The sequence below is a fragment of the Pseudomonas sp. PB101 genome, from assembly GCF_009764265.1.
Classification (GTDB): domain Bacteria; phylum Pseudomonadota; class Gammaproteobacteria; order Pseudomonadales; family Pseudomonadaceae; genus Aquipseudomonas.
In genome coordinates this window covers 41,227-52,866 of sequence record NZ_RWIR01000053.1, presented here as the reverse complement: position 1 = coordinate 52,866, position 11,640 = coordinate 41,227, and the positions used below count along the sequence as shown (strand labels likewise).

Sequence of the window (11,640 nt, the reverse complement as noted above, 5' to 3'; positions counted from 1 at the left end):
TCCTGATGAGCCGAAAAAAACCTCGCTTTCATGACGGGCCCACGCCCCCGAGTCTGTATTTCTGCCCCTCCTGCCATGCATCAGGAACGCGGACTGATTTTTTAACCGCGCACAGCACTTGGTCAAAACAATAAATCTGTCCCCTCTTCCCGTCTTCTCGAACTGATAAAAAGCAAGGAGCATTGGCAATGGCATTGAATTACACGGATGCATCAGGAAACACTTGGGCCGTCGATAGCCGCGGCAACGTGAACCAGGCAAAAACTTCAGCGCCCTACTCCAATACGCTGGACAGCAGTTCGTTGAATCTTTACATCGGCGGATCGACTTCGTCTGCCTACCTGTCATGGGGAACGGCCACCACTACCGCCAATACCCAGACGGTCACGGGGACTGAATCAAGCACCGGTATTACACTTACGCGCACCACCTATATCGGCGATGGTTTTGTCCGCACGCTGGAAATCGTCAAAAACACCGGGAGTGCCGCGCAGTCGGTCAATCTTCAACTGACTGACAACATCTATTACGACTCAAGGACGGTGGTGACCGCCACCAGCAGCGGTGACACCCTGCGCACGACCGCGGACGACTGGTTTGCCGTCGGCAGCACCAACGTTTCCGATGCCAATCTTGTCCACGTGGTGTCCGGCGGTGCCGGTTCGCCAAGCGCCACCACTCAGTACTCCACTTCGGTTGATCAACCGCAGAGCAGCTACAACCTGACGCTGGCCGCCGGCGAAACCAAGGTCGTCATGCATTTCCATGCGCTGGCCAGCACCACGGCCGGCGCTCAGGTGATCGGCAATTCGCTCGCCGGGCTGACGAACAGCGGCTATCTGACCGGCATGAGTGCGAGCGACCTGAGCAGCCTGGCTAACTTCACCCAGGACATTTCCAGCAGCGTGACAGCCACTCTCGCTGCGCATCAGAACAACCTGACGCTGACCGGAACCTCGGCCATCAACGGCACCGGCAACGGGCGCGACAATACGATTACCGGCAACAGCGCGGCGAACACCCTCACCGGCAATGACGGCAATGACACCCTCCTGGGCGGGGCCGGCAACGACACCCTGTTCGGCGGCAACGGCAATGACACCCTCGACGGTGGCATCGGCAACGACCTGCTCAACGGCGGCGCCGGTAATGACCTCTATGTCGTCGACTCGGCCAGCGACCAGGTCATCGAGCTTGCCAATGGCGGCATCGATACCGTCAAGAGCAGCGTCAACTTCAGCATTGCCGCGCTGCTGAACGTCGAAAACATCACGCTGACCGGCACGGCCCTGAACGCTACCGGTAACGCCAACGCCAACCTGTTGATCGGCAATGCCTCGAATAACGTGCTGATCGGCGGTGACGGCAACGACACCCTCAGGGGCGAAGGCGGCGTCGATACGCTCAATGGCGGCGGCGGCAACGATATCTATGTCGTCGATACCGCGACCGATGTCATTGTCGATTCGGCCGGTACGGACCTAATCGAGTCCTCGGTGACTTTCAACCTGGGCGCCTATGCCGCCATCGAGAACCTGACGCTGACCGGGACCGCCGCCATCAATGGCACCGGTAACGGCCTGGCCAACACCATCATCGGCAATGCCGGCGCCAACACCATCGACGGTGGTGCCGGTGCAGACCAGATGATCGGCGGTGCCGGCAACGACACCTACGTGGTGCGCGACAGTACGGATGTCATCACCGAAACCAGTACCGGTGGTACCGACGCCGTGATCAGCTACCTGAACTACACCCTCGGCGCCAATCTGGAAAACCTGACACTGGGCGGTACCGCAGTCATCGGCACGGGCAACGCCGGCAACAACTCGTTGCTGGGCACTGCCGGCAACAACACCCTCAACGGTCTGGCCGGCAACGACACCCTCAACGGCGGCGCCGGGATCGACACGCTCAACGGCGGCGATGGCAACGACCTCTACATCGTCGACACCAATACCGATGTCATCACCGACACTTCAGGCGTGGATACCGTGCAAAGCACGGTCAGCTTTTCCCTCGACAGCCGTCCGACCATCGAGAACCTGTCGCTGATCGGCACCGGCGCCATGACCGCTACCGGCAACGCCCTGGACAACCTGATCTCGGCCAACGCAGGTAACAGTACGATCAATGGCGGGGCCGGCAACGATACCGTCAGCTATGCCAGCGCCACTGCGGGTGTCAACGTGGCGGTCAACGGCGCCGGCCAGGCGACTGGCGGCTCGGGTATCGACACGCTGAGCAACATCGAAAACCTCTCGGGCAGCCGCTTCGCCGACACCCTCACCGGTGACGGCAATGCCAACATCCTGCGCGGCGCTGACGGCAACGACAGCCTCGTGGGCGGCGCTGGCAATGACCAGCTCTACGGAGACAAGGGCAATGATCGCCTGACCGATTCGATCGGCGATGACACGCTCAGCGGTGGCGCGGGCAACGACACCTACGTCGTGGCCGGCACCACCGGGTCTATCCTGATCGAAGATTCGAGCGGCATCGATACGCTGGACGCTTCGACAGCGACGGGCGGTGTCACCATCGATCTCACGCCCGGCGGCACCAGCAACATCAATGGACGGATGGTCACGCTGTCTTCCGGCGGCACGGTCGACGTACCACTGGACGTACTCTTCCTCCAGGACGCCTCCGGCTCGTTTGGCGACGACGTCGCAAAAGTGAAGACGCTGGTGCCCCAGGTGCTCTCCACCCTGTCCTCGGTCCAGGCCGACAACCGTTTCGGCCTGGCCTCCTTCATCGACAAAGGCGAATACGTCTATCGCACCGATCTGGCGATGACCTCCAACCAGACCAGCCTGGTCAATGCCCTCAATACCCTGACCATCGGCAGTGGCGGCGACTCGCCGGAGTCGCAGATCGAAGCGCTGATGCAGGCCGCCGTGCGCCAGACCGAACTGGGTTTCCGCCCGGAGTCCTTCCGGGTCGCGGTAGTGATGACCGATGCCGACTATCACAAGGCGGGCGACACGTCTTACGTCGCCAACGACGGTGATGCGGTGCTGGAGCTCGAAGACTACCCGACCGTTGCACTGCTCAAGGCCAAGCTGCTGGCGGCCGCTATCGTGCCGGTCTTTGCCGTCACCGCTGGCAACGAAGGCTATTACAACAACCTGGTCGATCAGCTTGGCTTCGGCACGGTCGTGACCCTGGCGGCGGACAGCTCCAACCTGGTGGATGCCCTGACGGATGGCATGACCCAGATCACCGAGGCGCGGATCGAGAACGCTATCGGCAGCCTCTACAACGACACCCTGATCGGTAACGGACTGGACAATCGCCTGGAAGGCCTGGCCGGCAACGATACCTACTACGTCCAGGACAGTGGCGACGTGGTGGTTGAAGCGAACCTGGGCGGCACCGACCTGGTCGTCAGCTCCGGCAGCTATGCGCTGTCGGCCAACGTGGAAAACCTGACGCTTTCCGGCATCGCGAACATCGACGCCACGGGTAACACCCTGAACAACCAGCTCGTCGGCAACAGCGGTGCCAACGTCATTTCCGGCGGCGCCGGTGCCGACCGGATGCTCGGTGGCCGCGGCAACGACACCTACATCGTCGATAATGCCGGCGATCAGGTGATCGAGTACGGCGGCGCCGGCACCGACGTGGTCCAGAGTTCGGTCAGTCATGCGCTGAGCGACAATGTCGAGAACCTGATCCTGACCGGCACGGCGGCCATCAATGGCTCCGGCAATGCCCTGGGCAACACGCTGACCGGCAACGCCGCTGCCAACGTGCTCAATGGCAGCGCCGGCAACGACATTCTCATCGGCGGTGCGGGCAACGACATGCTGATCGGGGGTGCCGGCAACGACACCTTCATCTTCACGGCGCTGTCGGACATGGGCACGACCGGTGCGATTACCGATGTCATCAACGACTTCGTGCGCGGGCAGGACAAAATCGATCTGGGGACACTGGATGCCGTAACGAGCACGACCTTCACCAACGAGGCCTTCTCGTTCATCGGCAATACCGTTGCCTTTACCGGCGCCGGGCAACTGCGGATGCAGGACAATGTGCTGTACGGCAACACCGATACCGACAGCGAGGCCGAGTTCGCCATCAAGCTCGTCGGCGTCCCGACCCTGGCGGCTACGGATTTCATTCTCTGATCTACCGCTGAAAACCGCGAGACCGACAACCCCGACAAGCCCTGGTGCTTGTCGGGGTTTTCTTTTATTTGATTGGTCAGTCAACGATAACGCGGGTAACCCGGATGAACGCGGCGCACTGGAGTCCATCGCCAGCAAGCCGGCTCCTACAGGTGTCGCGTCGTCGGTGATTCCCGGGATTGACGCGGTCTTTTGTAGGAGCCGGCTTGCTGGCGATGGTCGTCAACGATAACGCGGGTAACCCGGATAAACGCGGCGCACTTGAGTCCATCGCCAGCAAGCCGGCTCCTACAGGGATTGCGTCATCGGTGATTCCCGGGATTGACGCGGTCTTTTGTAGGAGCCGGCTTGCTGGCGATGGTCGTCAACGATAACGCGGGCAACCCGGATGAATGCGGCGTACTTGAGTCCATCGCCGACAAGCCGGCTCCTACAGGGATTGCGTCGTCGGTGATTCCCGGGATTGACGCGGTCTTTTGTAGGAGCCGGCTTGCTGGCGATGGTCGTCAACGATAACGCGGGTAACCCGGATTTACGCGGCGCACTTGAGTCCATCGCCAGCAAGCCGGCTCCTACAGTCCATCGCCGGCAAGCCGGCTCCTACAGGGATTGCGTCGTTGGTGTTTCCCGGGATTGCGATGAGGCTATCTGCAATGCCTGATTCGCCCTTTCTTGCAGACTGCACGCCTCGGGTAACGCGCACGTCTCGCAAGTCATTGTTTACCTTCGAGTTGGACCTGTGATGCCGTTGGCACAGGAAATGCGATTGCTATCCGGACACCTCGATGCCTGACCCCATCGAGGACCATTTCCGTGCTAGCCGAGGCAGCAGACATGAACGCAATCGACCTTCTGAAAGCCGATCACCAGAAAGTGAAAGCCATCCTTGCCCAATTGAGTGAATCGACGGAGAGAGCCACAAAAAAACGCACTGAACTGCTCGATAAGCTGGAGATGGAGATTTCCATCCACACAAAACTGGAAGAGGAAATCCTCTACCCCGCCTTCAAGCAAGCAGGCAGCAAAGAACAGGACGTCATGTACTTCGAGGCAAAAGAGGAGCATCGCACCGTCGACTCGCTGGTGTTGCCGGATCTGAAGCAGACGGACCCGGGCACGCCGGAATTTTCCGGGCGGGTCAAAGTCGTCAAGGAGCTGCTCGAGCATCATATTGAAGAGGAGGAAACCGAGCTGTTTCCTCAGGCGAAAAAACTGCTGGGCAAAGCCAGGCTCGACGACCTCGGTGAACAGATGGAGTCGATGAAGGCCAGTTTCAAAAAGGATTGGGACGCCAACCATTTGGCAGCTTGAGCCTGCGCTGGTGCAAAGCCCGGTTGCACGCCGGGCTTTGCAGACAAGCGTCACTCAACGGCTCGGCAATCAATCGCAGCTCACACCCATCGTGCCGAACCCCTGCCCCACAAATGCCTCAAAGCGATCGTTAGATGGCAGAATGCCCTTAACTTGATCCTTTCGGAGGCCACAATGCTTCGTGTGTTTGAACGAAGACTCGACCCTTTCCCGCCCGATGAAGCGCCGCCGCCACCTGTCGGCCTGGTGCGGTTCCTGTGGGCATGCACCCGTGGCGCCCGCGGCTACATCCTCATATTTGCGCTGCTCAGCGCCAGCGTCTCGATTTACGAAGCCTGGTTGTTTTCCTTTCTCGGGCAGGTCGTGGACCTGCTCTCCACCTGGCAGGCTGGCGGCGATGCGCAGGCGCAAGCGCAAGAAAGTCGGGTGCTGTGGGGCATCGGCATCGTACTGGTCACCAGCATCGGCCTGGTCGCGCTGCGCACCATGGTTCAGCACCAGATATTGGCGATCAATCTGCCGCTACGGCTGCGCTGGGATTTCCATCGCCTGATGCTGCGGCAAAGTCTTTCATTCTTTTCCGACGAGTTCTCCGGCCGGGTCACGACCAAGGTCATGCAGACTGCTCTGGCCGTGCGCGAGGTCCTGTTCACCGTCATCGAGATCGCACCCGGGATCGGCGTTTATTTCATCGCGATCATTGCACTGGCCGGCGGCTTCGCCCTGAAGCTGATGCTGCCTTTCATTGCCTGGCTCACCCTGTTCGGCCTGGCCATGCTGTACTTTGTGCCGCGCCTTGGCCAGGTCGGGCAGGAACAGGCCCATGCCCGGTCGTCGATGACCGGGCGCATTTCGGACGCCTACACCAACATCACCACCGTGAAGCTGTTCTCGCATTCCAAACGCGAGGCACACTTCGCGCGCGCGGCGATGGAGGATTTCAAGCTCACCGGTTTTCGCCAGATGCGCCTGGTCAGCCAGTTCGAAATCGTCAACCAGGCCCTGGTGGTCGCACTGCTGATGGGCGCCGGCGGCTATGCCCTGTGGCTGTGGCACCAGGGCGAAGTCGGCACGGGGGCCGTCGCGGCGATCACCGCCATGGCGTTGCGGATCAATGGCATGTCGCACTGGATCATGTGGCAAATGACCTCGCTGTTCGAAAACATCGGCACCGTGCAGGATGGCATGGCGACCTTGACCCGTGGCCCCAAGGTGCAGGATGCGCCGAACGCCGGCGTGTTGGTGCCCGGTGGCGGCGCGGTGACCTTCGACAATGTCGGCTTCAACTACAACGGTGAACGCCAGGTGCTCGATGGGCTGAGCCTGAACATCCGCGCAGGCGAAAAAATCGGCCTGGTGGGCCGTTCCGGAGCCGGCAAATCCACGCTGATCAACCTGCTGCTGCGTTTCTACGACGTGGACAGCGGCGAGATTCGTATCGACGGTCAAAACATCGCTCGGGTGACGCAAGACAGCCTGCGCAGCGCCATCGGCATGGTCACTCAGGACACCTCCCTGCTGCACCGCTCCATTCGCGACAACATCGCCTACGGCCGGCCGGACGCGACCGACGCGCAGATCCACAGGGCCGCGGCCAACGCCCAGGCCGACGGTTTCATCAGCCAACTGAGCGACCGGCAAGGCCATCGCGGCTATGACACCCTGGTGGGCGAGCGCGGCATCAAGCTTTCCGGTGGCCAGCGCCAGCGCATCGCCATCGCCCGGGTGATGCTCAAGAACGCCCCGATCCTGTTACTTGACGAGGCCACCAGCGCCCTCGATTCGGAAGTCGAAGTCGCCATCCAGGAAAGCCTCGATGAAATGATGGAGGGCAAGACCGTCATCGCCATCGCCCACCGGCTGTCAACGATCGCGGCCATGGACCGGCTGATTGTCATGGATGACGGACGCATCATCGAACAAGGCACCCATGCCGAGCTGCTGCGCAAAAACGGCACCTACGCGCGGCTGTGGCAGCATCAGAGCGGTGGGTTCCTGGGCGAGGACCAGGGGGTGGCCGAGGCGATGGAGTAGCCATGAACGCCCGTCGCCCCAGGGCAGGTCCTGCCGTTTCAACACACTATCGAAAGCGGTTCACCTGAAGTGCCTGCAGAAGAAACTCAAGTGAATCCGGGGCGGCGTGATGACTGTTCGCCGAACGCTGTTCATCCCACGGCATTGCATCATCGGTGCAGAAATCTCCAACACACTCCATGTTCAGTTCGACATCGAGAAGACCCAGCGGAATCCAGAAGTAGTCTGACTCGCGAAGTGCATTGGGCACGGTTGAGCCACATCGTGAGCAAAAGTCATTTCTGTAGCCACTGGGTTTGTGCCAACTGCTGATCACAGGCTGCCCCTCTTCCCAGCGAAAGTCGCGAGCGTGGACCAGCGTGGCGAGATTATGGCCAACCCCGGTTTGCTTGCGGCACAAGGTGCAATGGCAGCGATAAAACAATCGCGGCTCGACCTCGATGGAAAATCTTACTGCCTCGCACAAACATTTCCCTGATGCCATGGGTCTCTCCTTGAAAGAATCAGACCGATATTCTAGCGGCTCGAGCCCTGGTTTCGCGACACGTCGGCCGCCGTTCGATCGCCACAGGTGGATGACATCCCGCTTGCCTTCTGCCATGGTCAGAAAATCGACCTCCCGCGGTCCATGTGATCACAGCAAACAAACGACAGGGTTCGTCTCATGAGCAAAGCGCCTTATGTTCCTCCGAAGGTCTGGAAAAACAACGCCCCGTCCGGCGGCCAGTTCGCCAGCATCAACCGGCCGATCGCCGGCCCGACCCATGACAAGGCGTTGCCCGTCGGCAAGCATCCGATGCAGCTGTATTCACTGGCCACGCCCAACGGTGTGAAGGTGACCATCCTGCTGGAGGAGTTGTTGGCCCTGGGACATAGCGGTGCCGAATACGACGCCTGGCTGATCCGCATCAACGAGGGTGAGCAATTCTCCAGCGGTTTTGTCGAGATCAACCCGAACTCGAAAATCCCGGCGCTGCTGGACCGCAGCACCGAGCCGGCGACCCGCGTGTTCGAGTCCGGCTCGATCCTGCTGTACCTGGCGGAAAAGTTCGGCGCCTTCCTGCCCACCGATCCGGCAGGTCGCACCGAAACCTTGAACTGGCTGTTCTGGCAGATGGGGGCTGCACCCTATCTGGGAGGCGGCTTCGGGCACTTCTATGCCTACGCGCCGGAGAAACTCGAGTACCCGATCAACCGCTTCACGATGGAGGCCAAGCGTCAGCTGGACGTTCTCGATCGTCGACTGGGCGAAAGCCGCTACCTGGCCGGTGATCACTACTCCATCGCCGACATCGCGGTCTGGCCCTGGTATGGCCAACTGGTGCGGGACAAGGTGTACTCGGCTGCCGAGTTTCTTTCGGCGCACGAATACACCCACGTCCAACGCTGGGCGCAGGCGATCGCCGACCGGCCTGCAGTCATCCGTGGACAGCGCGTCAACCGGACGTGGGGCGATGAGGCGAGCCAGGTGCCTGAACGGCATCAGGCTGGCGATTTGGACTGAGCACTCGGTTTAACAGGTGCGGTGGGTGATCGGGCGCACCCGCCACGCCTAAAAGTGCCGCGCATCCGCCCCCACGGCTGACAGGCTGGTCGCCAGGGGTACGCTCTGCGTGACCTTGGCCATCCGGGTGATTTCCACCTGCATCTGATCCTTGCCGAGCAGGTAGTCGGCCAGCTTCTGCGAAAACGGCCAGTAATTCAGTTCGGCAATCAATGTCAGCGGCCCTGTGGCATCGACCGGTACCAGGAAGGAAAACTCGCCGATCTCGTAGCCCTTGGGCAGGATGCGGTTGTCCGAGAGAATTTGCGTGGCGTTCCAGACCTCGACGTCCAACGGATTGCCGTCCTTGTCGCCGATGTGCACTTTGAAATTGCGTGTGTTGGCTTCGGTCTTGCCGTCCTTGATCGAGCCCAGGCGATAGAGTTCGTGGCCGCCGGCGTCGAGCACGCGGAAATCGATCCACATCTCCCGTCCCTCCGGAAAGCCGGTCGGCAGCTTGTGCCCGGCGCCGACATTGGAAACCTTGACCGCGATCGAGGTGTATTGCCCGGGAATGATGGCTGCCGGCAGTTGTTCGAACGTTATATCCCCTGCGCGCGCAAGCATGTCGCGCGCGCGTTGTGCGCCTTCTTCCTGCCCCAGATGCTTGAGCATCATCGCGTTGGCGCCGCTGAACCAGTGCGACGCGACCTCTTCGCGATCCGGCCCCATGATCGCGGCCTTGCCCTTGAAACCGGGCATGTGGCAGCTCTGGCAAGTGACATCGTTAAGGCTGTAGGTGCTCTCCTGCCATTCGTCATAGGTCCGCTCGACCGCCACACTGCTGAAGGGGTGCGTTACGTTGTGGCAGGTGGCGCAAAAGTCCGAGCGCGTGTGCAGGGCCGAATACACGGTGTCGTGGTAAGGCGAAACGGCATCCTTGCGCGGCCCGAACTTGGTCGGTTTGCCGTGCGCCCGCGGGCTCAGCACGTAGGCGCCGTTATCCAGGCCGGTGCGGGAACTGATGTTGTGGCAGGTCTCGCAATCGACCCCGGGCATCGGATGATTCTTCGTGCTGTCCTCGATCGAGGAGCGGTTGACGTCGGAATTGATCTGCCCGGTGGTGAGACCGATCGGGGTATGGCAGCCGGTGCAGAAGTTGTCGACCTTGCCTTCGGTGGCCGCACTCGCGCGCTTGAGCAAGGCCCGATAGATGGGTTCATCCCAGGCCTGGGACATCATCGACGAGCGCCACTGTTTGTAGATTTCGGTATGGCAGGCGCCACAGACCTGGGCGTTGTCGAAGTCCTTCACATTCAACACCAGGTTGCCGGTGGTATTGGCCCGGTGCGGAAAGAACGGCATCCCGCCATTCACGTGAATGAGCCTGGAACGCGCCGGCTCCAGCCACTTCTCGTTGCTCTGGTTGTCATTGCCCTGGGGCTCGTCGGCCACCACCAGCGTTACCGTCAGCAGGCAGACCAGAAAGCACACCAGACGACGAGCGAGCGTTCTGCCCACCAGCAGGAACGGCAAGAACAACGCCGCCAGGGAAATGTTCAAGTCGACGAGAGCCAGCTTGACGACTGCCGGTATGTGGAAGGTTGCCATGTAGGTGCCCGTGCAGATCGTCCATAGAACAAACACGGCCGATAACCCAAGCAGCGTTGCCTTCGCACACGTACGTCCGGAGTGGCTCATAAGTTTTCCCCTGACCGGTGGCAGAGGATGACTGCAGCACTTGCATTGAGTATCCAAGGGCATCGGGTGATGCAAACCGATGGTTACGGGCAATCACTCAACCAGGTACCTGCAGCTCCTCAGCTTGCCGAATCTGCACCTTCGATGAACGGGACAAGCTCACTGAGCAATTACTCTGCCATCGATGTAACAAAATATGTGCGACGACCGGAACACCCCCGCAAACATTCATCAAGAGTTGCAGTGCCGAGCAATGCACGTGCGAATACGGTTGGGGAATGCCACCCCGCTTGTGGGGAAAATCACACCGGAATCGGGGGCGGTGTCAGACTAAAGGTAGATAGCGCCAACCTTGTGGGCGCTATTGCACCAGCGTTCAGCCTGGCGTACCCGGCACAGCCAGCCCGACCTTCACCCGGTCCAGCGCCACGATGGTCTTGAACCAGGTCACATTGGCGTTTTCGGCGAACAGGCGCCGCGCCAACGCCTGGTATTCCTGCATGCTGGCGACGGTCAGCACCAGGACGAAGTCCACTTCGCCGGTAACGTAGTAGCACTGCTGAACTTCAGGCACCGCGAAGTGGGCCTTCATCGCTTCGAGCTCCGCCAGGCTGGTGCGCTCGGTCATCACTTCCACAATGATCGTGATCGGGCGCCCCACGGCGGTGGGATCGACGATGGCGATATTGCCCGTGATGACGCCCGTCTCCTGCATCCGCTTGATGCGCCGCTGCACCGCGGCCGTGGAAAGATTGACCTGCTCGGCCATCAGGCGCAGCGGCAGGGTGTTGTCGCGCTGGACGAGGTCGAGGATTGCGCGGTCGAATTTATCCAGCGATTGCGATGCAGCGTCTTGTTTTACCATGATGGGTCCGCGAGAAATTTTCTCGAAAACTAGCAGAAAACTGCGACCCTTTATCCAGTCGTGAGAAATATTATCTTGCCAACGGTCTGCATTCGCAGCCCTGGAAGTGA

7 protein-coding genes are annotated in these 11,640 nt (G+C 60.6%); 4 read left to right on the top strand and 3 right to left on the bottom strand.

Going from position 1 to position 11,640, the window contains the following annotated elements:
* Window positions 1-188 precede the first annotated feature (188 nt).
* The 3 genes from EI969_RS16430 (at window position 189) to EI969_RS16420 (ending at window position 7,481) form a co-directional block, all read left to right on the top strand.
* Entirely contained in the window at window positions 189-4,136 is a 3,948-nt protein-coding gene (locus tag EI969_RS16430; protein ID WP_160388707.1) for a M10 family metallopeptidase C-terminal domain-containing protein, read from the top strand.
* 834 nt (window positions 4,137-4,970) lie between these two features.
* Window positions 4,971-5,447, top strand: a complete 477-nt coding sequence (locus EI969_RS16425) for a hemerythrin domain-containing protein (RefSeq protein ID WP_160388706.1) — start codon at window positions 4,971-4,973, stop codon at window positions 5,445-5,447.
* A 174-nt stretch (window positions 5,448-5,621) separates the two neighbouring features.
* A complete protein-coding gene (locus tag EI969_RS16420; protein WP_160388705.1) occupies window positions 5,622-7,481 on the top strand; it encodes an ABC transporter ATP-binding protein in 1,860 nt (619 codons plus the stop codon).
* 46 nt (window positions 7,482-7,527) lie between these two features.
* Here the strand turns inward: EI969_RS16420 and EI969_RS16415 are convergent, their stop codons facing one another.
* On the bottom strand, window positions 7,528-7,965 hold the full coding sequence (locus EI969_RS16415) for a GFA family protein (protein ID WP_160388704.1): 438 nt from the start codon (window positions 7,963-7,965) through the stop codon (window positions 7,528-7,530).
* Window positions 7,966-8,145: 180 nt separating this feature from the next.
* Here EI969_RS16415 and yghU point away from each other — a divergent pair, with 180 nt between their 5' ends.
* Window positions 8,146-8,985: a glutathione-dependent disulfide-bond oxidoreductase gene (gene yghU, locus EI969_RS16410; RefSeq protein ID WP_160388703.1), complete on the top strand. Its 840-nt coding sequence runs from the start codon at window positions 8,146-8,148 to the stop codon at window positions 8,983-8,985.
* Between the two features lie 48 nt (window positions 8,986-9,033).
* Here yghU and EI969_RS16405 read toward each other — a convergent pair whose 3' ends face one another.
* Window positions 9,034-10,665, bottom strand: coding sequence for a multiheme c-type cytochrome (locus EI969_RS16405; RefSeq protein WP_160388702.1), 1,632 nt, complete (start codon window positions 10,663-10,665; stop codon window positions 9,034-9,036).
* A gap of 376 nt (window positions 10,666-11,041) precedes the next feature.
* Entirely contained in the window at window positions 11,042-11,530 is a 489-nt protein-coding gene (locus EI969_RS16400; RefSeq protein ID WP_160388701.1) for an Lrp/AsnC family transcriptional regulator, read from the bottom strand.
* Window positions 11,531-11,640: the final 110 nt, after the last annotated feature.